We start from the raw sequence: 26,240 nt of genomic DNA on the forward strand, positions 1-26,240 counted from the left end.
GCGTGTCCTGCACTCGGGCGCGCGTGTCCTGCACTCGTGCACGCGTGTTGCGCTCTCGAGGGACTGTTTTGCACATTCCGGGGACCGTGTTGCGGATTCCGGGGCGTGGTGGAGCGTGCTACGCGTGCTGCACATCGGGACGGTCGTCATGGGAGCCTCCGACGTCCGCAGAGCCGCCGCATTCTGGAGCGCCGCGCTCGGCTACGCATCGAGCGACGGCGTGGTCAACGACGACTTCGTGGTGCTCACTCCGCAGGACGGCCACGGCCCCGGCATCGCCCTGGACTCGAGCGATTCGCCGGTCCAACTGCACCCACGCGTGCACCTCGACCTCTACGCCGCCGACGCCGACGAGCAGGCGGCCGAGGTCGAACGGCTGGTGTCGCTGGGCGCCTCGCGGGTCGACTGGGACCTCTACCCTGCCGACCCGGACTTCGTGGTGCTCGCCGACACCGAGGGCAACCGCTTCTGCGTCATCGACACCTCACACGCCGGGTAGCGCCAGTGCCCGGGTGACGGCCACCCGACCACCCCGACAACGTCTTGAACCGCCGTCGACGACGACCCTTGGCTGCGCGAATGCCGAGTGATCAACTGCTGCTCACGGGGCTGGGGGTCGGCCACGCCGTACGCGACGGTCGACAACCCCTGCTCGGGCTACCTCGTCACGAGCGACGCCACCCGCGTCTGGGTCGACGCGGGCGCCGAGCGAGACCTTCGCGGTCACCCGGACGCAGAACACGCGTGTCTAGGCGGTCGCGCGTCAGCACGGCGGCGGGAGCGGTGGTCAGGCGACGGGCGACGCCCTGCAGAACACGCGTGCCCGAGTGCAGAACACGCGTGGCCGGGTGCAGAACACGCGCGCCTAGGCAGTCGCACGTCAGCGCGGCGTTGGGGGCCAGGCGACGGGCGGGCGCAGAACACGCGCGTTACTTGCGGATCTCCAGGGTGCAGCACTTCGGACCGCCGCCGGCCTTGCGCAGCTCCGAGATGTCGACGAACCGCACCTCGTAGCCCCGCGCCGTGAGCCGTTCGGCAAGGCCGGTCGCCTCGATCGGAAGGACGACGTGGCGGCCGTCGGAGATTCCGTTGAGCCCGAAGCACTCCGCGTCGGCCTTCGTGGCGATGACCGCGTCCGGGAACAGCCGCCGCAGCACGCGCCGTGAACCCGCCGAGAACGCCTCCGGGTAGTACGCGATCTGCGCCCGGGAACCGACGCCGGCACCGCCTCCTGCCCCGGAACCTGCAACGCGGCCCCCTGGAGCCGCAACACGCGCCCCGGAATCCGCAACACGGGCCCCCGAGGCTGCAACACCGGCGTCGACCTCCGCACCGGCACCGCCACCGGCACCGGCGTCCACAGGGCCCGCACCGGCGGTGTCTCCGGACAGTACGAACAGCGCCGTGTCGAGGTGGTAGTAGCGCTCGTCGACCAGCTGCAGCGACACGGCCGGCACCCCGAGCGCCTCCTGCGCCTCGGCATGAGCGCCGGGGTCGGTGCGGAAGCCGGTGCCGGCGAGCAGCACCCGGCCGGTCCAGACGAAGTCACCCTCGGCCTCGTTGATCTGCCGCGGCATCGTGACGTCACGGAACCCGTTCTCGACGAACCAGCGCCGGAAGTGTTCGGCCTCGGCGGCACGCTCCGGTGCGCGGAACCGCGATCCGAGTACGCGGCCGTCGACGACCGTTCCCGAGTTGGCGGCGAACACCATGTCCGGCAGACCGGGCTGCGGCGGCACCTCGTCGACCGTGTGGCCCAGTTCGCGGTAGGTGTCGCGCAGCGTCGTCCACTGCCGCATGGCCAACTCGGCGTCGACGGGCTGGTCGGGGTCCATCCACGGGTTGATCGAGTACTCGACGGCGAAGTGCCGCGGCGGGCACATCAGGTAGTGGCGGGGTGTCGGGACACGTACGGGCAGCGCGTGATCGCCTGTCATACTTCGAATGTAGAACCGCCTGGTCACGCAAACAATCGACGAAGATTGCGCATCAGTGTGCTAATCATTGCGCATGAACACGTTGGACCAGCGGATCGTTTCTCGCCTCGTCGCCAATGCGCGGTCGAGCTACGCCGAGATCGGCAAGGAGGTCGGACTGTCGGCGCCCGCCGTGAAACGGCGTGTCGACCGGCTGCTCGACGACGGCGTGCTGCGGGGCTTCACGGCGGTGGTCGACCCCGAGGCGCTCGGCTGGGGGACGGAGGCGTTCGTCGAGGTGCACTGCCACGGCAACGTCTCCCCCGGACGCATCCGCTCCCACCTGGAGCCGCTGCCCGAAGTGGTGGCCGCCTACACTGTGTCGGGTGCTGCCGACGCGATCGTGCACCTGCGCGCGTCCGATATCCACCACCTCGAATCGGCACTCGAGCGCCTCCGCGGCCTGGAGATCATCGACCGCACCGTGTCGACCGTCGTCTTGTCGACATTGCTGGAGCGTTCCCCAAATCCAGGCGAATGATTACCCTGAAACATGCGCTTCGCGCACGGGCACCCGTCTCAGGTCGTGGAATCCGGGGGTCATCACTCGTGCACCATAGGTAAGGCAAATCACACCCGTCCGCTCGCCCTGAAAACAACAAGTAATCTCGAAGTATTGCGCGCTGGGCGCGCCAGTCGTCAGAGAGGGATTTCCTGGCCCATGAGCACGAGTGCGAACGGCAGCGCAACAGCCGGCACCGAGGCGCTTTCGGCGTCCCGACCGACAGAGGTCAACCGGCTCGAGCGTGTCGTGATCCGGTTCGCCGGCGACTCCGGCGACGGCATGCAGCTGACCGGCGACCGGTTCACGTCGGAAGCCGCCGCGTTCGGCAACGACCTCGCGACGCTGCCGAACTTCCCCGCGGAGATCCGCGCACCCCAGGGCACCATCCCCGGCGTCTCGAGCTTCCAGGTGCACTTCGCCGACTACGACATCCTCACCCCCGGCGACCGCCCCGACGTGCTCGTGGCGATGAACCCGGCGGCCCTCAAGGCCAACATCGGCGACGTGCCCAAGGGCGGCACCGTCATCGTCAACACCGACGAGTTCGGCAAGCGCAACCTGGCCAAGGTCGACTACGAGTCGAACCCGCTCGAGGACGACTCGCTGTCGGCGTTCGAGGTGCACGAGGTCGCCATGTCGACCCTCACCCAGGGTGCGCTGGCCGACACCGGACTCGGCAAGAAGGACGCCGAGCGCTGCAAGAACATGTTCGCCCTCGGGTTGCTGTCGTGGATGTACCACCGGCCGACCGAAGGCACCGAGGCGTTCCTCCGCGAGAAGTTCGCCAAGAAGCCCGAGGTCGCCGAGGCCAACGTGCTCGCCTTCCGCGCAGGCTGGTACTACGGCGAGACCACCGAGGCGTTCGGCACGACGTTCGAGATCGCCCCCGCCAAGCTGCCGCAGGGCACCTACCGGCAGATCACGGGCAACACGGCGCTGGCCTACGGCATCGTCGCGGCCGGGCAGCAGTCCCAGCTGCCAGTGCTGTTGGGCACGTACCCGATCACGCCGGCCTCCGACGTGCTGCACGAGCTGTCCAAGCACAAGAACTTCGGCATCACCACGTTCCAGGCCGAGGACGAGATCGCCGGCATCGGAGCAGCCCTCGGCGCCGCCTACGGCGGAGCGCTAGGCGTCACCTCGACGTCCGGTCCCGGGATCGCGCTGAAGGCCGAGACGATCGGGCTCGGCGTGATGACCGAGCTGCCGCTGGTGGTCATCGACGTGCAGCGCGGCGGCCCGTCGACCGGACTGCCGACCAAGACCGAACAGGCCGACCTGCTGCAGGCCTACTTCGGCCGCAACGGTGAGTGCCCGGTGCCGATCATCGCCCCGGCCACCCCTGCCGACTGCTTCGACATCGCCCTCGAAGCGACCCGCATCGCGCTGACCTACCGCACGCCGGTGCTGCTGCTCTCCGACGGCGCGATCGCCAACGGCTCCGAGCCGTGGCTGATCCCGGACGTGTCGACGCTGCCCGACCTGTCGGTGACGTTCGCGTCCGAGCCCAACGCGCCCGACGGTTCCGGCGAACACTGGCCGTACCAGCGCGACCCGGAGACCCTGGCCCGCGAGTGGGCGCTGCCCGGCACGGCGGGGCTGCAGCACCGCATCGGCGGTCTGGAGAAGGCCGAGGGTAAGGGCAACATCTCCTACGACCCCGACAACCACGACAAGATGGTGCGGCTGCGCCAGGCGAAGGTCGACGGCATCGAGGTGCCCGACCTCGAGGTCGACGATCCCAACGGCAACGCGCGCGTGCTGGTGCTCGGCTGGGGTTCGACCTACGGGCCGATCGGCGCCGCGGCGCGGCGGGTACGGGCCAAGGGCATGCCGATCGCCCAGGCCCACCTGCGCCACCTCAACCCGCTGCCGGCCAACCTCGGCGAGGTGCTCGCCTCGTACGACCACGTGGTCGTACCCGAGATGAACCTCGGCCAGCTGTCGATGCTGCTGCGCGCCAAATACCTGACCGACATCCAGTCCTACAACAAGGTCGCCGGGCTGCCCTTCAAGGCCGAAGAACTCGAAGGCGTCTTCACCGACATCATCAGGGAGGTCACCGCAGTATGACCGCCACCGACCTGGGCCTGCCCAGCATGGGCGGACTCGATCTGGTCCCCACGACCGACGAGCCGCAGAAGGCCAAGGAGTACAAGTCCGACCAGGAAGTGCGCTGGTGCCCGGGGTGCGGTGACTACATCGTGCTCAACACCATCCAGTCGTTCCTGCCGACGCTGGGCCTCAAGCGCGAGAACATCGTGTTCATCTCCGGGATCGGCTGCTCGAGCCGGTTCCCGTACTACATGAACACCTACGGCATGCACTCGATCCATGGCCGCGCGCCGTCGATCGCGACCGGCCTGGCCACGACCCGGCCGGACCTGTCGGTGTGGGTCGTCACCGGCGACGGCGACGCCCTCTCCATCGGCGGCAACCACCTCATCCACGCACTGCGCCGCAACGTCAACCTGAAGATCCTGCTGTTCAACAACCGGATCTACGGTCTGACGAAGGGCCAGTACTCGCCGACCTCCGAGCCGGGCAAGGTCACCAAGTCGACCCCGATGGGATCGGTGGACACGCCGTTCAACCCCGTCTCGCTCGCGCTGGGTGCCGAGGCCACGTTCGTGGGCCGCGCGATGGATTCGGACAAGAAGGGCCTCACCGAGGTGCTCACCGCCGCCGCGCAGCACCGCGGCAGCGCGGTCGTGGAGATCTACCAGAACTGCCCGATCTTCAACGACGGCGCGTTCGACATGCTGAAGGACCCCGGCGAGGCCGCACAGCGACTCATCCCGCTCACCCCGGGTGAGCCGATCCGGTTCGGCCCCGAGGGCGAGTTCGGCGTCACCACCACCGGGTACGGCGGCCTCGACGTCGGCAAGGTCGCCGACATCGGTGAGGACAACCTCGTCGTGCACGACCCGTCGATCGACGACACGGCGTACGGGTTCGCGCTGTCCCGCCTCGGCGACCAGCACCTCAACCACATCCCGACCGGCATTTTCCGCCAGGTCGACCGCGAGACCTACGACGACCAGGCCCGCGCCCAGGTGCGGCAGGCGCAGGAAGCCAAGCCGGGCGACCTGCAGGCCCTGCTCACGGGCAAGGACACCTGGACGGTCGAATAGCGTCACGGACACGGGCGAGGGCCCCGTCGGCCGATACCGGCCGGCGGGGCCCTCGGCTGTCCCGTCGTCGAGCACGCCGCCCGCGTAGAGCCGGTTTCGCCGAAGGGCGGACCGGGAAGGACTCGGGCCGCACACTGACTCGTCGAAGGGGCGCCGATGGCACGAACCCGAGTGGTGATCGTCGGTGGCGGATTCGCGGGCTATCACGCTGCGCAGCACCTGACGAAGAATGTGGATCACGACGAGATCGAGATCGTTCTCGTCAACCCCACCGACTACTTCCTGTACGTTCCGCTCCTGCCTGAGGTGGGATCGGGGATCGTCGACCCGCGCTCGATCACGATCTCGCTGCCGGGAACGCTGCCGAACGTGCGACTGGTCCTCGGGAACGTCACCACGATCGACCCGGATCGGCAGGAACTGTCCTACGACGACCCCGAGGGCAACGCGGACTCGTTGTCCTTCGACCGGCTGGTGCTGGCCGCCGGCAGTGTCAACAAGCTGCTGCCCATCCCGGGAGTGGCCAAGCACGGGCACGGCTTCCGGGGCATCCCCGAGGCGCTGTACTTCCGAGACCACGTGACGCGGCAGATCGAACTGGCGGCCATGACCGACGACCCGCAGGAGCGCGACGCTCGCTGCACCTTCGTCGTGGTCGGCGCCGGCTACACCGGAACCGAGGTCGCCGCGCAGGGCCCGTCGTTCACCGAGACGTTGGCCGCGCGGCACCCGGAACTGCGCGATCAGCCGATGCGCTGGAAGCTACTGGACCTCGCGCCGCGCGTACTGCCCGAGCTCGACCGGCGGCTGTCACGCACGGCGGACGATGTCCTCCGGGATCGGGGAGTCGAGATCCTGACGGAAACGTCGATCACCGAGAGCACGGAGGAAGGCGTCACGCTCAGCAACGATCAGTTCGTCCGCACACGGTCGCTGGTCTGGTGCGTCGGCGTCCGTCCCGATCCGCTCGTGGAATCCCTCGGCCTGGAAACCCAGCAGGGCAGGCTCGTGGTCGACAAACACCTGTCGGTGCCCTCCTACCCTCATGTGTTCGCGTGCGGCGACGCCGCCGCGGTCACCGATCCCCACCACCCGGAACGACTCACCCCGATGACCGCCCAGCACGCCGTCCGGCAGGGAAAGCTGGCCGCCCGCAACGTCCTCGCCTCGCTGGGACACGGAACGTTCGCCGCCTACCGGCACCGCGACCTCGGTTTCGTCGTGGACCTCGGTGCCGGCAAGGCCGCCGCGAACCCGTTGCACATACCGCTCTCCGGGCTGCCTGCCAAGACGGTCACGCGCGGGTATCACCTGGCGGCCATGCCGACCAATCGGCTGCGGGTCGCCATCGACTGGGCTCTGGACACGGTCGCGACCCGGCCTCGTGTGCAACTCGGGTTGGTCCGCTCCGGAACCGTGCCGCTGGACACGGCCTCCCCCGAACTGCCGGATCTGCGCTCGGAGCGGGCGAACGCCGAGGCCGAAGCGAACCCCGGCGGCGGGGCCCGGTCCTAGCCGGGCATGGTCTCGCCACCGACCGGGGCCAGCACTTCGCCCGTGTAGTACGACGACAGCTGGTTCGCGGCGAAGAACACGTACGAGGGTGCGATCTCGTCCGGGTCCGCGGCCCGTCCCATCGGCGCCTGCTCGCCGAAGTTCTCCACCTTCTCCTCCGGCATCGTGGCCGGGATCAGGGGTGTCCACACCGGACCCGGTGCGACGCAGTTGACCCGGATGCCGCGGTCCATCAAGGACTGGGCAAGCGAATACGTCAACGACTGCACCGCCCCCTTGGTGGCCGAGTAGTCGATGAGCTTCTTGTTGCCGCGCAGGCCGTTCACCGAACCCGTGTTGATGATCGCCGACCCGGAGCCGAGGTGCGGCAGCGCCGCCTTGGTGACCCGGAAGAAGCTGTGGATGTTCACCTCGAAAGTGCGCAACCACTGCTCGTCGCCGATGTCGTCCGGCCGGTCGAAGGGCTCCTGCGTGGCCACGTTGTTCACCACGACGTCGAGCCAGCCGAGTTCGCCGACAGTGCGCTCGACGACGTCCACGCAGTGGTGAGCGTCGCCGAGGTCGCCGCGCAACGTCAGGCAACGGCACCCCTGCTCCCGCACGAGTGACGCCGTGTGTTCGGCATCGCCGTCCTCGGACAGGTACGCCAGCGCCACGTCGGCACCCTCCTTGGCGAAGGCCGCGCAGACGGCTCGGCCGATCCCGGAGTCACCGCCGGTGACCAGCGCGACCTTCCCGGTGAGCAGGCCACGGCCGGTCCAGTCACGCATCTCGTCCCGCGGCTGCGGGTCCAGCCCACCGCTGCCGCCGGGCGGGTCCTGCTGCTGCGGCGGGGGCGAGTCCTCGGGGCTGGTGCTCATGTCTCCTCCTGACGATCGGGACGTCCGACCTGTGCACACGGCGCCTGGCCGTCTCTCGGTGCGGTTCGGCGTGGTCGTCGGTTCCGTCTCCGGATCCGCCTCTGCGCGCGCCTTCCGCACGGCTTCTGCGGCGGCGGACGGGGACGGCGTCTGGATCGGAGTGCGCTCGGCTCCACCATTCCGGATACCCGCGGTGCGGCTCAGGGCATAGTCGATCCGTTTGTCGACCTCCTCGCCGAAGTACTCCTCGATGGCACGCGAGCCTGTCGTACCCATAGCCACGCGGGCGGAAACAGCGCGGACGCATGCTCCCGCGCGACGAGGCCGATACGACGAAGGGGGCCGCCGGAACGTGTCCGGCAGCCCCCTTTCGAAAGCCGCTCCGCCTGGCCCTGGATCAGCAGACGCTCGAGCCTTTCCGCGCCGACGCCGTCGCCGGTTCCGGGTCACAGCGGAACCGGCGACGGCTCGTGGCAGTGGACCGGCGCCTCGCGGTTGCGTTCGCCCCGCGCGTGACCGTCGTCAGGTGAGCGGGCGGAAGCCGACGCGTTCGGCGTCTGCGGGGCTGCGGAACCAGACCTCGGCGACCATGCGCGGGTACTGCGGCGAGGCGTCCGTGACATACCGCAGCGCCGTGACGCTCGCCTTCACCGTGAACTCCGGCGACGGGCTGCCACCGCCGGGCAACGGCATCGCCGAGCCCGGGCCGAACGGACCCGGCCTCGCCTCGGCGTCCGCTCCGTCGGCTCCTCCCGTGTCCGCGCCCTCGGCGGACACGGAGCCCTGAACCGCACCGGCCTGGCCTGCGCCTGCCTCGTGCGCGCCTGCCTCGTCGGAGGTGAGCTGCCCGGACACCGCCTCGTCACCGGTGGGCACCTGCCCGCTCGGCGTGACGAACTTCGTCAGCTGCTGCGATTCGGGCGGTGCCTGTCCGGTCTGGGATGCCACGTCGGTGGCGGGTTCGGCTGCCGGCTCGGACGAGGCCGAGTCCCCCGGCGAGGTCGGTTCGAACAGCGAACCGCTCTGCTGCGCACCCGTGTCCGGCTCCCTGCGGGTGATCGCCCGCATCGACGGCTGGATGGGCTTCGGTGCGTCGAACCCGCCCGGCGGTCGCTGCCGCGGCGTGCGCTTCGGCAGCACATTCGTGGACTCGGCCGGGTCCTCGTCGGGACCCGCACCCGGTCCGCCGAACGCGTACGCGGGCGGATCCTCGGGGTCAGCCGCCGACCCGTTCGACGCCGCGGCTCCAGCCACCGACTCCGCGGCTCCGGCCACGGGGTCCGCCGTGCTTGCCGCCGGCTCCGCAACTCCAGCCGCCGGCTCCACAGTGCCCGCCGCAGACTCCGCAGTGCCCGCCGCAGACTCCGCAGTGCCCGCCGCAGACTCCACAGTGCCCGCCGCGGCCGTGTCATCGGCATCGACGTGGCCGGAAGCCGGGGCTGTTGCTCCGGAGACACCGGCGTCGGGGGCGTCCGCGCCACCGGTGCCGCCGGCCGGGGTCGGTTCGAACAGGCTTCCCGGCCGTTCGGACCGGCCCGTCGCCGGTCCGGAGTCGCTCTCGTCGGAACCGCGGTCCCGATCCCCCGCGCCCGGGTCCTGCCGGCCGGCGCCCGTGGTGTCGTCGACGCCACCGCTCTGGAGGCCACCGCCCTGGAGGCCACTGTCCTGGAGTTCGCGGTCCTGAAAAGCACCGACGGGAAGCTCGGTGGTCGCATCGAACGATGTGACGGGCCGGAACGGCGCGCCGAGGTGCAGCGCGGGGTCCGCCGCCGCGGACGTGCCGGTCGGGCCCGTCCCGGGGTCGTCGGCCGTCGCGGGGCCCGTCTCGTTCGCCTCGGACGCACGCGCGTCGTCGGCCTCACCCGTGCCGGACCGGTCGTCCGGGCCGATCAGCCCAGTCGACTCGGACTCGGCCGCATCGGCACCGGCGTCGCCGGGGACGCTGCGCATCTCGTCCGGGTCGAGGACCGACGAGACCGGCGCGTCATCGGCGGCACCCCGGTCGACGGCCATGTACTGCGTCCGGTCGTCGTACCCTTCGCCGAACCGGCCCTCGTCGTCACGGTCCTCGTCGTCACGGTTCTCGCCGTCATAGCCGTAACCGCCATAGCCGTAACCGTCGTGGCCGTAACCGTCGTGGGTGTCGCGCTCGGCGACGCGACGGAGGGCGGCGTCCACGTCGTCGGCGCCGTCGGGCTCACCCGAACCGCCACGGTCGTCGTACCCGGCATCGTCGTACCGGTCGTCGCCGGCGAAGGCACGGTACGTGTCGGAGTATCCGGCGTCGTGGGCGTGCCGGTCGCCGGAATCACCGGGGATCTCCAGGTCGTCCGGCCGGTCGGCCAGGTCGAAGTCGTCGGCCTGGTCCCCGTAACCGCCACCGGCATAACCGCCGCCCGCGTAGGCGCCGCCGAGGCTGTCACGTTCGAGCCACGACGTCTCGGGCTCCGGCTCACCGGGCACGTCCACATCCGGGCCGCCCCCGTATCCACCGGTGCCGGCCAGGGCTTCGTCGGCGTCGCTGAACGGATCACTGTGCTCCGTCCGCGTCTGCGCCGTACCGGCCGCGCCGAGCGCGGGTTCGGAGATTCGGCGGAGGTCGGCCTCGCGGGCCACGAGTCTCTCCTCGAGGCTCCTGATCTGCTTACGCGCGGGCCGAACCAGGAAAACCCAGGCCAGGAAGGCGCCCAGCACGAAAGCGATCGCGCTGAACACCCAGACCTGCCCGAAAATGGACATTGGTGCGGTGTCCTCCCTCAGTGGGTGCGTGCGACGAGGTAATCGGCGACCGATTCGCAGGCATCCCGCGCCGGAGTCGGCGGCAATGCCTCCAGCTCCGTCCTCGCGCGCTGAGCGTAGCCTGAAAGAGTGGTGCGTGCGCGTTCCAGGCCACGCGATGAACGCAACAGTGTCAACGCCTCGCCGACCTCGGCGTCGTCGGTGATCGGGCCGCTGAGCAGCTCCGTGAGCCGCGGATCGGGCCGGTCCTCGGCGAGTTCGTAGAGCATCGGCAGCGTCTTCACACCTTCACGCAGGTCCGTGCCCTGCGACTTCCCCGACTCGGCCGACGGCGAGTCGATGTCGATGATGTCGTCCGAGATCTGGAACGCCGTGCCGATGAGGTCGCCGAACCGCCGCAGCGCCTCGATGTGCTCCGCCGACGCGTCCGACAGCATGCCGCCGAACCGGCCCGACGTGGCGATCAGCGACCCCGTCTTCTGCCCGATCACGGTCAGGTAGTGCTCGATCGGGTCCTCGCCCTCGCCGGGGCCGACCGTTTCGCGCATCTGGCCCGTGACCAGCTCGCCGAACGTCTCGGCGATGATGCGCGCCGCGTCGGTGCCCAGGTCGGCGACCAGCCGGGAGGCGTGCGCGAACAGGAAGTCGCCGGTGAGGATCGCGACCGTGTTGTCCCAGCGGGCGTTGACGCTCTCCGCACCGCGGCGCATCGTCGCCTCGTCCATGACGTCGTCGTGGTACAGCGTCGCCAGGTGGACGAGCTCGACGGCCGCGGCGGCGGTGACCACGCCCTCGCGCGCATCCTCACCTGCCGTGCCGAACTGTCCCGCCAGCAGCGTGAACAGTGGACGAAAACGTTTGCCCCCGGCTTCCACCAGGTGCCGGGCTGCCTCGTTGACCGCTGCGACGTCGCTGCGGACGACCTCCCGCAGCAGCTGCTCCACCGCGCCCAGACCGCCCGCGAGGTCGGTCAGCAGCGCTTCGTCGTCGATCTGCAGCCCGACTGAGGCGCGCAGTTCCTCGATGGCGCCGTCACGCACTGACACTGCTCGCTCCGCCCTCTCGGCACTGGGTTCCACGGCCGGTTCTCCTCCGGGCGCCGGGTCGGGCGTCCGGTCAAAACCGGCCCCAGCCTACTGGCAAGTCCTCACCGGGCGATCACGCATCAGCCCTGCTCAGACGTGACCGTCGACACCGCCCGCATCACCGGCGCGCCGCGGTCACCCGCCGAGCGCGAAACCACCTGCTCCCGCCCAGTCCAGAGCGAACGTCGGCAGCACGCCCAGCAGCAGCGTGATGATCACGCCCAGCGCGATCGACGCCGTGGTGAACGCACCCGGCACGCTGACCGTCGGCCCGTCGGACGCAGGCTCGGAGAAGTACATGAGCACGACGACCCGAAGGTAGAAGAACGCCGCCACGGCACTGAAGACGAGCGCGATCACCACCAGCGGGGCCATGCCGTCGGACAGCGCAGCCGAGAACACGACGAACTTGCCGACGAACCCGCTGGTCAACGGAATACCGGCCAGCGCGAGCAGCAGGAACGTGAACACGCCTGCCAGCAGTGGCGACCGCTTCGCCAGGCCTGCCCACGCCGACAGGTGCGTCGCCTCGCCGGAGGAGTCCCGCACCAGTGAGATCACACCGAACGCGGCGAGCGTGGTGAACCCGTAGGCGAGCAGGTAGAACAGCGTGCCGGACAGGCCCTCCTCGGTCAGCGCCATCGTGCCGATGAGCAGGAACCCGGCGTGCGCGATCGACGAGTAGGCGATCATCCGCTTCAGATCGGTCTGCGTCAGGCCCAGCACGGCACCGATGGCCATCGAGATGATCGCGACGGCCCACAGCACGCCACGCCACTCCCAGCTGGTCGCCTCGAACGCCACGGTCAGCACCCGCAGGATCCCGCCGAACGCGGCGACCTTCGTGCACGCCGCCATGAAGCCCGTCACCGGCGTCGGCGCGCCCTGGTAGACGTCGGGCGTCCAGGTGTGGAACGGGCCGACCGAGCCCTTGAACAGCAGGCCGACCATCAGCAGGCCGAGACCGGCGAACAGCAGCGTGTCCGAGCGGTCGGTGCCCGCGGACGCGGTGGCGATGTCGGCGAGCTTCACCGAGCCGGCGTAGCCGTACAGCATCGCGAGGCCGTACAGGAAGAAGGCGCTGGCAAACGCCCCGAGCAAGAAGTACTTGACCGCCGCTTCCTGCGACAGCAGCCGCCGCCTGCGGGCCAGCCCGCACATCAGGTACAGCGGCAGGCTCAGCACCTCGAGGGCGATGAACATCGTCAGCAGGTCGTTGGCCGCGGTGAACGCCATCATGCCGCCGAGTGCGAACAGCGCGAGCGGGAACACCTCGGTCTGCATACCGGTGGACTGCACCTGTGCGCGGTCCTGCACCGTGCCGGGCGCGATGCCGGCCTGCGCGACGAACGAACCGCCCGGCTCGACCGACCGGTCGGCGATCATCAGCACCGCCGCGACACTCAGTGCGAGCAGCGTGCCCCACAGGAACAGCGCGGGCGTGTCGATCGACAGCGTGCTCCCCATCGTGACCACGCCGTGCTCGGGTCGTGCGCTCACGTACGCGCCGAGCGCGATCCCCGCCGCGGCGATCGAACCGAGCGTCAGCACGACCTGTCCGGACCAGCGCTGGTGCTTCGGCACGAACGCCTCGATCAGCACCCCGACGCACGCGGCGCCGAACACGATCACCATGGGCAGGATCGCGCCCCAGTCGATCCCCGGGGCTTCGACGGGCTGCAGTTGCTGCGCGAGAAACGGATTCACGATGGCCGGTTACCTTTCCTGCACCGCGGTGATGGTCTGTTCGACCGACGGGTTGACGGTGTCCAGCACGGGTTTCGGGTAGAAGCCGAGCCCGATGATCAGCACCACGAGCGGCGCGAGCGCCGCGATCTCCCGTCCGCCCAGGTCGCGGATCGTCTTGCGGGCGCCCGCCTCCGGGGCCTGCACCGTGCCGGGGCCGGGCGCTGCCGCGAGCATCGCGTCGCCGCGCACGGGGCCGGTCATGATCCGCTGATAGAGCCACAGCACGTAGGCCGCGGCCAGCACCATGCCGACCGTGGCGACGACCGCGTACGCCGGCCGGGTGTCGAACGCCCCCAGCAGCACGAGGAACTCGCTGATGAACGAATTCGTGCCGGGCAGCGACAACGCCGAAAGGCCCGCGATCAGCAGCATCGCCGCCAGTACCGGCGTCACCTTGGCCATCCCGCCGTAGGCGTCGATCCGGGTGTCGCCGCCGCGGCCCGCGACGATGCCGAGCACCAGAATCAGCATGCCCGTGGCGAGACTGTGGTTGAGCATGTACGTCGCCGACCCGGCCACGGCCTGCTGGGTGAAGGCGAAGATGCCGAGCGCGATGAATCCGAAGTGGGCGATCGACACGTACGCCACGAAGCGCCGCATGTCGGTCTGCCCCGCGGCGAGCATCGAACCGTAGATCACGCCGACGACCGCGAGCACGAGCACGACCGGGGCGAGTTCGGCGCTCGCGTCGGGTGTCATCGGCAGGCTGTAGCGCAGGAAGCCGAACGTGCCGACCTTGTCGAGCACGCCGACGAGCAGCACCGTCACGCCCACCGGTGCCTGGCTCGCCGCGTCGGGCAGCCAGGTGTGGAACGGCACCAGCGGCGCCTTGATCGCGAACGCCAGGAAGAAGCCGAGGAACAGCCAGATCTGCGTCTCGAGCGGCGCCTCGCTGACGACCTGCACCAGCGTGGCCCAGTCGAACGTGCCCTCGCCGAGTTCGTCGGCGGCCAGTGAGTAGGCGCCGATCGCCGACGCCAGCATGATCAGTCCGCCGAGGAAGGAGTAGAGGAAGAACTTCACCGCCGCGTACTGCCGCCTCGGCCCGCCGTAGCCGCCGATGAGGAAGTACATCGGGATGAGCATGATCTCGAACAGCACGTAGAACAGGAACACGTCCGTCGCCGCGAACACGGCGATCGTCAGCGCCTGCTGCAGCAGGATCAGCGACAGCAGTCCGCCGACGTCCTTGCCCTCCGGCAGTTTGTCGGTCGACCGCAGCAGCGCGATCACGACCGGCACCAGCAGGGCGATCACGGCGATCATCAGCAGTGCGATGCCGTCGATACCGAAGGAGATGTGCACCCCGAACGCGGGGATCCACTCGAGCGACGACACCTGCTGGAGCCGTTCGCCGCCCGGGTCGTAGCTCAGCCACAACGGCAGGATCAGCACGAGCTCCACAATGGACACCGCGAAGGCGGTGATCATGGCCAGCCGGTCGTCGCGGCGCAGGAAGGCCACGGCCACCGCACCGAGCAGTGGCAGCAGGATCAGTGCGAGCAGCCAGGTCATCCGAACCTCACCAACAACAGTGCGCCGACGATCAGGAACGAGCCGCCGAGCATCGACAGTGCGTACGAGCGGACGAAACCGGTCTGCATCCGGCGCAGCCGTCCGGAGCCGCCGCCGAACGCGGCGGCGAGCCCGTTGACGGCGCCGTCGACGCCCCGGTTGTCGAGGAACACCGCGGACCGCGTGAGCCACATGCCCGGCGTCGCGACGAGCGCCTCGTTGAGCGCGTTGCCGTACAGGTCCTTGCGCGCGGCGCGCACCGGCCACGACACCCGCTCCGGCCGCTGCACCGGCGTCTCACGACGACCGAACAGCGCCCACGCCCCGAGCACACCGAGCGCCGACACGAGAACCGTCAACCACGGGATCAGCGCGTGCGGCAGCACGCCGTGGTGGCTTTCCTGCAACGCCCCGACCGACGGGCTGAGGAACTCGGCGAGCGTGTCCCCGCCGATGAGCAGCCCACCCGCGGCGACCGAACCGATCGACAACACGATCATCGGTGCCGTCATCGTCGGCGGAGATTCGTGCGGATGGAACTCGCGGCCGTCGGCCGACGTCGTCTCCCGCCAGCGCTCCTTGCCGAAGAACGTCAGCAGCATCAGGCGCGTCATGTAGAAGCCCGTGATGCCCGCGGCCAGCAGCGCCGAACCGCCCAGCACCCAGCCGCGCCAGCCTTCCTGGCCGAACGCCGCCTCGATGATGGCGTCCTTGGTGAAAAAGCCCGACAGGAACGGGAATCCGATGATCGCCAGGTAGCCGAGGCCGAACGTCACCGCGGTGATCGGCAGCTTCTTCGCCAGCCCGCCGAACTTACGCATGTCGACCTCGTCGTTCATGGCGTGCATGACCGACCCGGCGCCGAGGAACAACCCGGCCTTGAAGAAGCCGTGCGTCAGCAGGTGCGCGATGGCGAGCGCGTAGCCGAACGGGCCGAGCCCGACGGCGAGCATCATGTAGCCGATCTGACTCACCGTGGAGTAGGCCAGCACCTTCTTGATGTCGTCGTAGGCGCAGCCGATGATCGAGCCGAGCAGCAACGTGAACGCACCGACGAGTGCGACCACCAGCCTGCCGTCCTCGGTCAGGTTGTAGATCGGAGCGCCACGGGCGATGAGGTAGACGCCCGCGGTGACCATCGTCGCGGCGTGGATCAGGGCCGACACCGGCGTCGGACCCTCCATCGCATCCGGCAGCCACGCCTGCAGCGGGAACTGGCCGGACTTACCGCACGCACCCAGCAACAGCAGCAGCGCGATCGCCGTGACCACGCCCGGCGAGACATCCCCGATGCCGGCGAACACCGCGTCGTAGCTGGTGCTGCCGATGTGCTTGAACATCAGGAAGATCGCGATCGCGAGGCCGACGTCGCCGACGCGGTTCATCAGGAACGCCTTCTTCGCCGCGGTCGCCGCGGCGGGGCGGTCCGTGTACCAGCCGATCAGCAGGTACGACGCGAGACCGACGCCCTCCCAGCCGAGGTACAGCATCACGAAGCTGTTGCCCAACACCAGGATCAGCATCGAGGCGACGAACAGGTTCAGATAGGCGAAGAAGCGCCTGCGATCCCGGTCGTCGGACATGTAGCCGATCGAGTAGACGTGGATCAGCGCGCCGACGCCCGTGATCAACAGGACGAACGTCATCGACAGCGGGTCGATCCGCAGTCCGAAGTCGACCTGCAACGCCTCGACCGGGATCCACGACCAGAGCGTCGTGTCGGCCGCCTGGCTCAGCGATTCCGACGCGAACAGCGCCAGCGCGTACACGAAGGACGCCGCGACGGTCGCACAGCCGAGCAGGTGGCCCCACGAGTTCGTGCGCTTGCCGCCGACCAGCAGCACGAGCGCACCGAGCGCCGGGAACGCGACCAGCAGCCACGATGATGCGATCACAGTTTTTTCCCCTTGCCCCTAGTACTTGAGCAGGTTGGTGTCGTCGATGGAGGCGGACCGTCGCGTGCGGAAGATCGCCATGATGATGGCCAGTCCGACCACGACCTCCGCTGCGGCCACGACCATCACGAAGAACGCCATGACCTGTCCGTCGATGTCGGCGTTGATGCGCGCGAACGTGACGAGCGAGAGGTTCACGGCGTTGAGCATCAGCTCGATGCACATGAACACGACGATCGCGTTGCGCCGCACCAGCACGCCGACCGCGCCGATGCTGAACAGCAGCGCCGACAGCAGCAGGTAGTACGTCGGGGTCATGCCTTGTCCTCCGTGGCCGTCACCGCGTCCTCCGTGGCCGTCGCCGTACCACCGGCGGCTTCGCCGTCACCGGCGCCGTCCTCGGGGCCGGCGAGCGCGTGCGTGTCCGGTCCCGCCGCGCGGCTCTCGAGCTGCTTGCGGTGGGCCTGCAGCTGCGCCGTCGGCGTCGATTCGATGAGGTCGGACAGCGACTCCGGCGCGATCGAGCCGTCCGGCAGCAGCGCGGGCGTGGCGACGGAGTTGGACGTCGCGTACACGCCGGGGCCGGGCTTCGGCGAGGGACGCTCGTACTCGCCACGGAACCGCGCCGCGACGAGCTCGCGCTGGCTGCGCCTGCCCTGCTTGGAATGCCGGTCGGTGAACGCGAGGACCATCGCGCCGACGGCCGCGGTGATCAGCAGCGCCGAGGTCAGCTCGAACGGGAACAGGTAGTCCTGGAAGATCACGCGGGCGAGCCCGCCGGCGCCGCCGCCCTCCGGGGTCCACGGGTTCATCGCGGGTGCGGGCGGCACGTCGGCCAACGCGCGGGTGAGCGCACCCGCGAGCACGCCCGCGATGCCGATGCCGAGCACCGCCGCCATGAGCCGCTGGCCGCGCAGGACCTCCAGCACCGAGTCCGACGACTCCCTGCCGACCATCATCAGCACGAACAGGAACAGCATCATGATCGCGCCGGTGTAGACGATGATCTGCGTGAAGCCGAGGAACGGCGCCTGCTGGAGCATGTAGAGCATCCCCAGCGACAGCATCGTCATCACGAGCCACAACGCCGAGTGCACCGCGTTGCGCGCGAAGATCATGCAGAGCGCACCGGCCACCGCGATCGGGCCGAGCACCCAGAACGCGACGGCCTCGCCGGTGGACACCGTCGCGTCGGCCCCGGCCTGAGCCAGCACCAGCGGTGTCTCCGCCCTCATCGGACCGCCTCCTCGGTGTCGGTCTCGACCGTCTCGTGTTCCGGAACACCGCGGCCGCGGGCGAGTTCCGGGCCGTTGACGTAGTAGTCCTGCTCGTCGTCACCGAGTCGCATCGGGTGCGGCGGCTGCTCCATGCCGGGCAGCAGCGGAGCGAGCAGGTCCTCCTTGGTCCAGATGAGGTCCTGCCGGTTGTCGTCGGCGAGCTCGTAGAAGTTGATCATCGTGAGGGACCGCGTGGGGCATGCCTCGACGCACAGTCCGCAGCCGATGCAGCGCAGATAGTTGATCTGGTAGTCCGCGCCGTAGCGTTCACCGGGCGAGTACCGCGCTTCCTCGGTGTTGTCGCCACCTTCGACGAAGATCGCGTCGGCGGGGCACGCCCACGCACACAGCTCGCAGCCAACACACTTCTCGAGCCCGTCGGGATGACGGTTCAGCTGGTGCCTGCCGTGGTACCGCGGGGCGGCGGGCGCGCCGATCTCCGGGTACTCCTCCGTGGCCACCTTCTTGAACATCATCCCGAAGGTGACGCCGAATCCCTTGACCGGATCAAAGATCCCCATGGGACTCTCCTTCCTTCGAGCCTGCGCCGGGCGCACCCGGCGAGCCCGCCGTCGACGGACTCAACTCCGCCTGCCGCTTCTCCTCGGACCTGCGCTTGGCCTCGAGGGCCTTCTGGCGCGGCGTGGTCTCCGGGACCTTCAGGTCCAGCGGGGGCACCGGGTGCCCGCCGCCGGTGGTCGTCACCGCTGCCTCGTCGTCCGGGATCTCCTTCTCCGGGATGAGCAGCATCAGCAGCACGACCACGACGATCGCCACACCGCCGATGATCAGGATCTGGCCGGTGGAGACGCCCTCGGCGTTGCGCAGCGCCCTGACCGTGGCGATCAGCAGCAGCCACACCAGCGCGGCGGGCACGAGGACCTTCCAGCCAAGCTTCATGAACTGGTCGTAGCGGAACCTCGGGAGGGTGCCGCGCAGCCAGATGAAGCCGAACAGGACCACGCACATCTTCGCCAGGAACCACAGGACGGGCCACCAGCCCTGGTTGATCGCGGCGTCGGCGCCGAAGAACGGGAACATGCCGCCGCCGAGGAACAGCGTCGTCGCGAACGCCGACACGATCACCATGTTCGAGTACTCGGCGAGGAAGAACATCGCGAACTTCATCGAGCTGTACTCGGTGTGGAACCCGCCGACCAGTTCGGACTCGGCCTCGGGCAGGTCGAACGGGGCGCGGTTCGTCTCGCCGACCATCGAGATCATGTAGATGACGAAGCTCGGCAGCAGCAGGTAGAAGTACCAGCCGCCGTCGGCCTGTGCTGCGACGATGCCGCTGGTGGCCATCGACTGCGAGTACAGCACCACGCCGATGATCGACAGGCCCATCGCGATCTCGTACGAGATGACCTGCGCCGCGGACCGCAGCCCGCCGAGCAGCGGGTACGGCGAACCGGAGGCCCAGCCGCCGAGCACGATGCCGTACACACCGATCGACGCACCCGCCAGTACGAGCAGCACGCTCACCGGGAGTTCGATCAGCTGCAGCACGGTGGGTTCACCGAAGATCGTCACCTCGCCGCCGAACGGGATCGCGGCGAGGCCGATCAGCGCGGGAACAACCGCGATCACCGGCGCCAGGAAGTAGATCTTCCGGTCGGCCGTGTCGGGGATGACCTGTTCCTTGAACGGCAGCTTGATCGCGTCGGCGAGTGACTGCAGCAGGCCGAACGGGCCCACCCGGTTCGGGCCGGGACGGTTCTGCATGCGGCCGACGATCTTCCGTTCGCCGACGATCAGCGCGACCGTGAATATCGGGCCGATCAGCATGACCACGACGGCCTTCAGCAGGATCAGCCACAGCGGGTCGTCGGCGAGCAGCTCGGCCCGGTTGATCGGTTCGGTGGCAGCCTGCGCGAGAAACGGGGTCATCACCGGTCACCCCCGGCGATGTCGACGACCGCACCGTGCCCGGCACCGAGCGTCGCGCGGAGTTTCGAACCCGGCGAGTTCCCCGGCAGCCACACGACGCCGTCCGGCAGGTCCGTGACCTCGACGGGCAGCGTCACCGACCCACGGTCGGTCGACACCGTCACGTGGTCGCCGAGCCCGTCGGCGGTGGCCTGCGACATGCGGGCGACGACGCGTCGCGCGGTGCCGGCGAGCGCGGGCTCGTCGATCTGCAGCGATCCGTCGTCGATGAGCTGCCGCCACGTCGCCAACAGCGCCTGCCCCGGCCCGGGCGTCGGCGGTGCGGCGGACGGGTGGTCCGGTGCCGCCGCCCGCACGCTCGACGCCGGCAGCCGGTCGAGGTCGCCGAGTGCGGCGTCGGGCGTCTGGGTGAACAGGTCCGTGTCCATCTCGACGCCGAGAGTGTCGAGCACCCGGCAGTCCGGCAGCGCACCGGTGCCGTCGAGCGTCACGGTGAACGGCCTGCGGCGACCCTCCCAGTTGACGAACGTGCCGCCCTTCTCGTCCACCGGAGCGATCGGCAGCACCACGTCGGCGTACGGCGTGACGGTGCTCGGCAGCAGCTCCAGTGACACGACGAACCCGGCCGCGTCGAACGCCTTGCGGGCGAGTGCCGGGTCGGGCAGGTCGTCGAGGTCGACGCCGCCGACGAGAAGTCCGTCCAGGTCGCGGGTGACGATCGCGTTCAGCATGCCCGTCACGTCACGTCCCGGCTCCGCCGACAGGGTCCCGGCCTCGAGGCCCCAGTGACGTTCCACCTCGGCGCGGGCGTCGGCGTCGGCAACGGGCCGCCCACCCGGCAGCAGCGTGGGGAGCGTGCCGGCCTCGACGGCGCCGCGTTCGCCCGCCCTGCGCGGGATCCACGCGAGGCGCGCACCGGTGCGTTCGGCCAGCCGGTGCAGCGCTGTAGGCAAGCCAGGCACCTCGGCTGCCCGCTCGCCGACCAGCACGACCGCACCGGCGGAACACAGTGCCTCGTCGAGGTCGGGGGCGTGCTGGGCGATGCCCTCGACGGCGTCCGCCTCGCCGCCGGGCGGGCACGCGAGGAGTTCGCCGAAGGTCTTCTCCACGGCCGGCGACGACCACTGTCCGATGTGGACCACCTTGATGTCGCCCGTACGAGCTCCCTTGCGGAGCCGCAGAAAGACGGCCGGCGCCTCCTCCTCGGGTTCGAACGCGACGCACAGCGCGACCGGCGCCGACTCCAGGTCGGCGAACGTCACGCCGCCGCCCGCCGGACCTCCGTCACGGGCGACCCGGGAGGCCAGGAAGTCCAGCTCCTCCGCCGAGTGAGCCCGCGCGCGGTGGTCGACGTCGTGCGTGCGCAGTGCCACCCTGGCGAACTTGCTGTACGCGTAAGCGTCCTCGATCGTCACGCGGCCACCGGGCAACACCCCGACGCCCTTGCCGTCACGCGCCTTCGTCAGCCCGGCGGCCGCGGCCCGGAGCGCCTCGGTCCACGAGACCTCCTCCAGCTCACCGGTCTCGGCGCTGCGCACCAGCGGCCTGCGGATGCGCTGCTCGGCGTTGGCGTAACGGAAAGCGAACCTGCCCTTGTCGCAGATCCACTCCTCGTTGACGTCCGGGTCCTCACCAGCGAGCTTGCGCATGACCTTGCCGCGCCGGAAGTCGGTCCGCTCCGCACAGCCCGACGAGCAGTGCTCGCACACGCTCGGCGTCGACACCAGGTCGAACGGCCGCGAACGGAACCGGTACTGGGCACTGGTCAGCGCGCCGACCGGACAGATCTGGATGGTGTTGCCCGAGAAGTACGACTGGAACGGCTGCCCGCTCGAGGTGTGCGACGCCGCGTCGAGCACGTCGGCCGTCTCGGCGGTGCCGATCTGCTGATGCGCACCCCGTTCGAGCAGGTCGATGAACGGATCCCCCGCGATCTGGTCGGAGAACCGCGTGCACCGCTGGCACAGCACGCAACGCTCACGGTCGAGCAGCACCTGCGACGAGATCGGCAACGGCTTCGGGAACGTGCGCTTCTTGTCGACGAAGCGCGAATCGGCCCGGCCGTGGGCCATCGCCTGGTTCTGCAGCGGGCATTCCCCGCCCTTGTCGCAGATCGGGCAGTCCAGCGGGTGGTTGATGAGCAGCAGCTCCATCACGCCCTGCTGCGCCTTGTCCGCGACCTCCGAGGTCACCTGCGTCTTGACGACCATGCCGTCGGCGACCGTCATCGTGCACGAGGCCTGCGGCTTCGGCATCGGACGGCCGTTCATCTCCACCTCGACCAGGCACTGCCGGCACGCGCCGGCCGGGTCGAGCAGCGGGTGGTCGCAGAACCGCGGGATCACCGTGCCGAGTCGTTCGGCGGTGCGGATCAGCAGCTCGCCCTGCGGTGCGACGACCTCCTCGCCGTCGATGGTGAGCTTGACGTACCCCTCCGGCACGTCCACATCGGACTTCTCCGGTGCCACGGTCATGCCTGTGCTCCAACCGGTTGCGCGGCCTGGGAATCACTGCCCTGCGCCGGTTCGGGGGACTCGGCCGCCCCCGCCGCCTCGGGCCTGTTCGACTCGCACAGCGCGAGGAACTCGTCACGGAAGTACTTGATACCGCTCTGGATCGGGCTGACCGCGGCGTCGCCGAGTGCGCAGAACGAACGCCCGCCGATGTTGTCGCAGACGTCCAGCAGCGTGTCGATGTCCTGCTCGCTGCCCCGGCCGTCGACCATGCGCTCCAGCACTTGCGCCAGCCAGAACGTGCCCTCGCGGCACGGCGTGCACTTGCCACAGGACTCGTGCTCGTAGAACTGCGTCCACTTCATCACGGCCCACGGGACCGACACCGTCTCGTTGAACACCTGCACGGCCGTCGTGCCCAGCATCGACCCGGCCTCCGCGGCACCTTCGAAGTCCAGCGGAACGTCCAGGTGGTCGGCGGTGAACAGCGGCGTCGACGAACCACCCGGCGTCCAGAACTTCAGCGGAACGCCGTCTTTCATCCCACCGCACATCTCGAGCAGCTCCCGCAGCGTCGTGCCCAGCGGAGCCTCGTACTGGCCGGGCCGCTCGACGTGACCGGAGACCGAGTAGATCTTCGGACCGGGCGACTTCTCGCTGCCCATCGCGCGGAACCACTCGGAACCGCCGTTGACGATCGACGGCACCGTCGCGATCGTCTCGACGTTGTTGACCGTCGTCGGCGCCGCGTACAGACCCGACGCCGCGGGGAACGGCGGCTTCAGCCGCGGCTGGCCACGACGGCCCTCGAGCGAATCGAGCAGCGCCGTCTCCTCACCGCAGATGTATGCGCCGGCGCCCGCGTGCACCGTGATCTCCAGGTCGAACCCCGAGCCGAGGATGTCGTGCCCCAGGAAGCCAGCCTGCTTCGCCTCGCGCACCGCCGCGTACAGCCTCCGCATCGGGTGCAGTGCCTCGCCGCGGACGTAGATGAAGCAGTGGTGCGAACGCATCGCGTACGCCGCGATGATGCAGCCCTCGATGAGCGCGTGCGGGTCCGCCATCATCAACGGGATGTCCTTGCACGTGCCGGGCTCACCCTCGTCGGCGTTGATGACCAGATAGTGCGGCTTGTCGTCGTTCTTCGGCATGAAGCCCCACTTCACGCCCGCCGGGAAACCCGCGCCACCACGACCACGCAGGCCCGCGTCCTTCACCATCTGGATGACCTGCTCCGGCGAGGCGCTCAGGGCCTTCCGCACCGCGGTGTAGCCCTCGAGCTTCTCGTACGTCTCCAACCGCCACGACTGCGGCGACAACCACCGCTTCGTCAGCACCGGCGTCAACGGCGCCTTCTCCGAGGTACTCATTTCGCCTCCACCCGTGTCCTGCGGGACACCCGCACCCGGTCGGCTCCATGAACAATGAGTGCGCGATGGTCGTTCATTTCGCCTCCACCTCCGGCATCGGCACGTCCTCGGGCGCCGGCGGGGCCGTCCAGTTGCGGTCGGCGGCCAGCTGGGCGCCGCGCACCGTCTCGACCGCCTGCGACGGTCCGTCCACTTCGGTCCAGAACTCGTCGTCGTCATCGGGCAACAGGCCGGCGAGTCGCCGCTCGACGGTCTTGAAGTCCGACAGCGGAGCACCGCGCGTCGGATGCGGCTTGTCCCCGCGCCGCAACGCGTCGACGAGCTCGACCGCGCTCTGTTCGGTCTGGTTGTCGAAGTACTCGTAGTTGACCTGCAACACCGGAGCCAGGTCGCACGCGGCGAGGCATTCGGCGTGCTCGAGCATGAGCGAACCGCTCTCGCCGGGCGTGCCCGCGACCTCCTCGTGGCCGAGCGGCGCGCCGTCGGAACCGAGATGCTCCTGGAGTCGCTTGTAGATCGCGTCGCCGCCCATCGCCGCGCACAGCGTGTTCGTGCACACGCTCACCAGGTGCTCGCCGCACGGCTTGCGCTTGTACATCGTGTAGAACGTCGCGACGGCCGCGACCTCGGCTTCCGACAGCCCGAGCTGCTGGGCGCAGAAGGCCATGCCCTCCTGACTGACGTGCCCTTCCACGGACTGCACCAGGTGCAGTAGTGGCAGCAGCGCGGACCGCGACTGCGGGTACCGCGCGATCAGCTCCCGCGCGTCGGCGATCGTGTCCTCGCCGAACGTGGCGCCCGTCCTCGGGGCACCGCCGCCGGTGGTGTCGCTGCTCATCGGTCCACTCCCCCCATCACCGGGTCGATCGACGCGACGGCCGCGATGACGTCGGCGACGAGGCCGCCCTCCGACATCGCGGGCATCGACTGGAGGTTGACGAAGCTCGGTTCGCGCACGTGCACCCGCATCGGCCGCGTACCGCCGTCGGAGACGAGGTGGAAACCGAGTTCGCCGCGCGGCGACTCGACCGTCGAGTACACCTGGCCCGGCGGCACCCGGAATCCCTCGGTGACCAGCTTGAAGTGGTGGATCAGCGACTCCATGGACTGGCCCATGATCTTGCGGACGTGATCGAGCGAGTTGCCCATGCCGTCACTGGAGACCGACAGCTGCGCGGGCCAGGCGACCTTGCGGTCCTCGACCATCACCGGACCGGGCTCGAGCTTCTCGAGGACCTGCCGGATGATCCGCAGCGACTGGCGCATCTCCTCGACGCGCAGCAGGTAGCGGGCCCAGCAGTCGGCGTCGGTCGACGTCGGCACCTCGAAGTCGAACTCGTCGTAGCAGGAGTAGGGGTCGGTCTTGCGCAGGTCCCACGCCACACCGGCCGACCGCAGCACCGGACCGGTGATGCCGAGAGCCAGGCACGCGTCGAGCGGCAGGTAACCCACGCCCTTGAGCCGGTTCCGCCAGATCGGCTGGCCGGTGAAGAGCTTGTCGTAGAGCGGCAGCCGCTCGTCCATGACCTTGCAGAACTCGGTGACCTTCTCGACGAAGTCGTCCGGCATGTCCTGCGCCAGCCCGCCGGGCCGGATGAACGCGTGGTTCATCCGCAGGCCGGTGAGGTGTTCGAGCAGGTGCAGCACCTCTTCCCGCTCGCGGAAACCGAGCGTCATCGCCGTCGTGGCGCCGAGCTCCATACCGCCGGTGGCGATGTAGACGAAGTGCGAACCGATGCGGTTGATCTCCATGAGCAGTACCCGCAACAGCTGCGCACGGCGAGGAACCTCGAGTTCCAGCAGCTTCTCCACCGCAAGGCAGTAGCCCATCTCGTTGAACAGCGGAGACAGGTAGTCCATGCGCGTCACGAACGTGACGCCCTGCGTCCACGTGCGGTACTCGCAGTTCTTCTCGATACCCGTGTGCAGGTAGCCGATCACCGAACGGAGCTGGGTGACGGTCTCGCCCTCCATCTCCAGCACCAGGCGCAGCACGCCGTGCGTCGACGGGTGCTGCGGCCCCATATTGATGACCATGCGCTCGTCGTGCGAGGCATCGGTGAGCACGTCGTCCCAGTCACCGCCGCTGACGGTGTAGACCGGCCCCTCGGTGGTCTCCCGCGGCTCGGCGTACGGGGCGCTGTCCGACCCCTCCGGAGTCGTGTCCGTGCCGGTGGACACGTCGGCGATGTGGTCGCTAGTGGTCATTGCGCCTCCATCGGGACGAATGCGGACGGTGCTCTCCGCGCCTCCAGCGGGAGCACGTACTTCGGCGGT

At 69.4% G+C, this 26,240-nt stretch carries 19 protein-coding genes and 1 pseudogene; 5 read left to right on the forward strand and 15 right to left on the reverse strand.

Going from position 1 to position 26,240, the window contains the following annotated elements; genetic code table 11:
- Window positions 1–124: 124 nt before the first annotated feature.
- Entirely contained in the window at window positions 125–499 is a 375-nt protein-coding gene (locus FB384_RS05695) for a VOC family protein (protein WP_183779827.1), read from the forward strand.
- Between the two features lie 430 nt (window positions 500–929).
- On the opposite strand, the gene FB384_RS26730 is transcribed toward FB384_RS05695, so the two are convergent.
- The gene (locus FB384_RS26730; RefSeq protein WP_407676089.1) at window positions 930–1,883 is read right to left on the reverse strand and encodes a dimethylarginine dimethylaminohydrolase family protein; all 954 of its coding nucleotides are present in this window, start codon (window positions 1,881–1,883) and stop codon (window positions 930–932) included.
- A 127-nt stretch (window positions 1,884–2,010) separates the two neighbouring features.
- Here FB384_RS26730 and FB384_RS05710 point away from each other — a divergent pair, with 127 nt between their 5' ends.
- The 4 genes from FB384_RS05710 (at window position 2,011) to FB384_RS05725 (ending at window position 7,130) form a co-directional block, all read left to right on the forward strand.
- Window positions 2,011–2,457 (forward strand): Lrp/AsnC family transcriptional regulator, encoded by a 447-nt coding sequence (locus FB384_RS05710; protein WP_183646356.1) that lies wholly within the window; start codon window positions 2,011–2,013, stop codon window positions 2,455–2,457.
- A 180-nt stretch (window positions 2,458–2,637) separates the two neighbouring features.
- Window positions 2,638–4,554, forward strand: coding sequence for a 2-oxoacid:acceptor oxidoreductase subunit alpha (locus tag FB384_RS05715; protein WP_183779830.1), 1,917 nt, complete (start codon window positions 2,638–2,640; stop codon window positions 4,552–4,554).
- Window positions 4,551–5,615 (forward strand): 2-oxoacid:ferredoxin oxidoreductase subunit beta, encoded by a 1,065-nt coding sequence (locus FB384_RS05720; RefSeq protein WP_183779832.1) that lies wholly within the window; start codon window positions 4,551–4,553, stop codon window positions 5,613–5,615. Before FB384_RS05715 ends, FB384_RS05720 begins: the two co-directional genes overlap by 4 nt.
- 156 nt (window positions 5,616–5,771) lie before the next feature.
- Window positions 5,772–7,130, forward strand: coding sequence for an NAD(P)/FAD-dependent oxidoreductase (locus FB384_RS05725; protein WP_183779835.1), 1,359 nt, complete (start codon window positions 5,772–5,774; stop codon window positions 7,128–7,130).
- On the opposite strand, the gene FB384_RS05730 is transcribed toward FB384_RS05725, so the two are convergent.
- From FB384_RS05730 to FB384_RS05795, 14 genes and pseudogenes are all read right to left on the reverse strand, one after another.
- On the reverse strand, window positions 7,127–7,990 hold the full coding sequence (locus FB384_RS05730) for an SDR family oxidoreductase (RefSeq protein WP_183779837.1): 864 nt from the start codon (window positions 7,988–7,990) through the stop codon (window positions 7,127–7,129). The genes FB384_RS05725 and FB384_RS05730 overlap by 4 nt on opposite strands.
- Before the next feature lie 522 nt (window positions 7,991–8,512).
- A pseudogene (locus FB384_RS27445) lies at window positions 8,513–8,713 on the reverse strand (sunset domain-containing protein); the annotation flags it as partial.
- Window positions 8,714–10,746: 2,033 nt separating this feature from the next.
- The gene (locus FB384_RS05740) at window positions 10,747–11,775 is read right to left on the reverse strand and encodes a polyprenyl synthetase family protein (RefSeq protein ID WP_183779840.1); all 1,029 of its coding nucleotides are present in this window, start codon (window positions 11,773–11,775) and stop codon (window positions 10,747–10,749) included.
- A gap of 174 nt (window positions 11,776–11,949) precedes the next feature.
- Window positions 11,950–13,524, reverse strand: coding sequence for an NADH-quinone oxidoreductase subunit NuoN (gene nuoN, locus FB384_RS05745; RefSeq protein ID WP_183785031.1), 1,575 nt, complete (start codon window positions 13,522–13,524; stop codon window positions 11,950–11,952).
- Window positions 13,525–13,530: 6 nt separating this feature from the next.
- Window positions 13,531–15,078, reverse strand: a complete 1,548-nt coding sequence (locus tag FB384_RS05750; RefSeq protein ID WP_183779843.1) for an NADH-quinone oxidoreductase subunit M — start codon at window positions 15,076–15,078, stop codon at window positions 13,531–13,533.
- Entirely contained in the window at window positions 15,075–16,973 is a 1,899-nt protein-coding gene (gene nuoL / locus FB384_RS05755; RefSeq protein WP_183779846.1) for an NADH-quinone oxidoreductase subunit L, read from the reverse strand. Before nuoL ends, FB384_RS05750 begins: the two co-directional genes overlap by 4 nt.
- Before the next feature lie 18 nt (window positions 16,974–16,991).
- Window positions 16,992–17,291 (reverse strand): NADH-quinone oxidoreductase subunit NuoK, encoded by a 300-nt coding sequence (nuoK, locus tag FB384_RS05760; RefSeq protein WP_183779849.1) that lies wholly within the window; start codon window positions 17,289–17,291, stop codon window positions 16,992–16,994.
- Window positions 17,288–18,208: an NADH-quinone oxidoreductase subunit J gene (locus tag FB384_RS05765; protein WP_183779852.1), complete on the reverse strand. Its 921-nt coding sequence runs from the start codon at window positions 18,206–18,208 to the stop codon at window positions 17,288–17,290. Before FB384_RS05765 ends, nuoK begins: the two co-directional genes overlap by 4 nt.
- Window positions 18,205–18,771 (reverse strand): NADH-quinone oxidoreductase subunit NuoI, encoded by a 567-nt coding sequence (gene nuoI, locus FB384_RS05770; protein ID WP_183779855.1) that lies wholly within the window; start codon window positions 18,769–18,771, stop codon window positions 18,205–18,207. The genes FB384_RS05765 and nuoI overlap by 4 nt, the downstream gene beginning before the upstream one ends.
- Window positions 18,758–20,140: an NADH-quinone oxidoreductase subunit NuoH gene (nuoH, locus tag FB384_RS05775; protein WP_183779858.1), complete on the reverse strand. Its 1,383-nt coding sequence runs from the start codon at window positions 20,138–20,140 to the stop codon at window positions 18,758–18,760. The genes nuoI and nuoH overlap by 14 nt, the downstream gene beginning before the upstream one ends.
- Window positions 20,140–22,614, reverse strand: coding sequence for an NADH-quinone oxidoreductase subunit G (locus tag FB384_RS05780; RefSeq protein ID WP_183779861.1), 2,475 nt, complete (start codon window positions 22,612–22,614; stop codon window positions 20,140–20,142). Before FB384_RS05780 ends, nuoH begins: the two co-directional genes overlap by 1 nt.
- The gene (nuoF, locus tag FB384_RS05785; RefSeq protein WP_183779864.1) at window positions 22,611–23,963 is read right to left on the reverse strand and encodes an NADH-quinone oxidoreductase subunit NuoF; all 1,353 of its coding nucleotides are present in this window, start codon (window positions 23,961–23,963) and stop codon (window positions 22,611–22,613) included. Before nuoF ends, FB384_RS05780 begins: the two co-directional genes overlap by 4 nt.
- A gap of 73 nt (window positions 23,964–24,036) precedes the next feature.
- On the reverse strand, window positions 24,037–24,801 hold the full coding sequence (gene nuoE / locus FB384_RS05790; protein ID WP_183779867.1) for an NADH-quinone oxidoreductase subunit NuoE: 765 nt from the start codon (window positions 24,799–24,801) through the stop codon (window positions 24,037–24,039).
- Window positions 24,798–26,171, reverse strand: a complete 1,374-nt coding sequence (locus tag FB384_RS05795; protein ID WP_183779869.1) for an NADH-quinone oxidoreductase subunit D — start codon at window positions 26,169–26,171, stop codon at window positions 24,798–24,800. The genes nuoE and FB384_RS05795 overlap by 4 nt, the downstream gene beginning before the upstream one ends.
- Between the last annotated feature and the right edge of the window lie 69 nt (window positions 26,172–26,240).

It is taken from the genome of Prauserella sediminis, assembly GCF_014195435.1.
GTDB classification, from domain to species: Bacteria; Actinomycetota; Actinomycetes; order Mycobacteriales; family Pseudonocardiaceae; genus Prauserella; species Prauserella salsuginis.